Below are 1,252 nucleotides of genomic sequence, written 5' to 3'. Positions count from 1 at the left end.
GGCGGTGCTCATGCGCCCGCCTCGCTTCGCTCGGCAGGGGCATTCGCCCATACGCGCCTATTCATGATTCGCTCGCTTCGCTCGCTCATGCTTCTCGGCCTTCTTCTTCGTCGGTCCGCAACGGAGTGGGTGGAATGTTGGCGTTGAACCGGAACACGTTCTGCGGGTCCCAGGTCTGCTTCAGGCGGGCCAGCCGCTGGTAGGTGTCGGCGCCGTAGGCGGCATGCACCCACTCGGGTTCGGGGTCGGGCAGCAGGTTCAGGTACGGGCCCCGGGTCACGGGCTGGAGCGAGCGCCAGGCCTGTACGGCGGCGCGGACGTGGACGGGGTTGTCCGCCGCGCCGTACCACTGGGCGCAGATCTCGGCGAACCACTGCGCCTGCCGGTGGGTGAACGCGGTGGGTCCGGCCGGGGCGCGGCTGATCGCACCGCCGAGGGCGCCGAGGACCACCGAGAAGTTCGGGCCGGCGGCGTCCCACTGGCCGAGCAGCGAGTCGATGGTGGCGTCGGAGAGCTCGGTGAGCAGCTCGCCTCGGTTGTAGACGTGCTGGTCGGCGTAGTTGGGCGGGGAGGGCAGCAGCCGCTGGTAGTCGGCGTAGGGCATCGGCGCGACCCCGTCGGCGACCGGTCGCGGGCCGCCGTGGCTGCCTTTGCGCAGCGGTGCGAGGATCTCCTCGCCGTCGTCCGGGTGGCCGAACCAGGTGGGGATGAGCATCGCGCCGCGTTCGAAGTGCAGGTGTTCCGGGACATACGGCAGGGGTGGCGCGGTCCAGACGATGGCGATCAGGGAGGCCTGGTCGGGCGCGGTGGCCAGCCAGTCGCGGGCCGCGCGGAGAGCGGCCCGGACCTGTGGGGCGGGGTGGATCAGCGGTCCGGCCAGGACGTGGGTGACGGGGTGCAGCCGGAAACCGAACCGGGTGACCACGCCGAAGTTGCCTCCGCCGCCGCGCAGGCCCCAGAACAGCTCGGGGTGTTGCTCGGCGTCGGCCCGAATCCGCAGGCCATCCGCCGTGACCAGGTCGAAGAAGGCGGCGTTGTCGCTGGTGAGGCCGTACTGGCGGGAGAGGTCGCCGACGCCGCCGCCGAGGGTGTGACCGGCGATCCCGACATCGGTGTTGCGAGCGCCGGGCAGGGCGAGGCCGTGCTTCTGTGTGGCGGCGTCGAACTCGCCCCAGGTGAGGCCTGGTTCGGCGGTGGCGGTGCGGGTCTCGGGATCGACGTCGATCCGCTTCATGCCGCTCAGGTCGAGCAC

The 1,252-nt window shown here is 71.5% G+C and carries 1 protein-coding gene; it reads right to left on the bottom strand.

Features of this window, described 5'->3' with window-relative positions:
* Positions 1 to 85: 85 nt before the first annotated feature.
* On the bottom strand, positions 86 to 1,252 hold a 1,167-nt coding region (locus AB0O00_RS40160), incomplete at its 5' end, for an FAD-binding oxidoreductase (RefSeq protein ID WP_363659607.1).

This window comes from Kitasatospora sp. NPDC093558 (assembly GCF_040683475.1).
Taxonomy (GTDB): Bacteria; Actinomycetota; Actinomycetes; order Streptomycetales; family Streptomycetaceae; genus Kitasatospora.
This window is presented reverse-complemented; position numbering and strand designations above follow the sequence as displayed.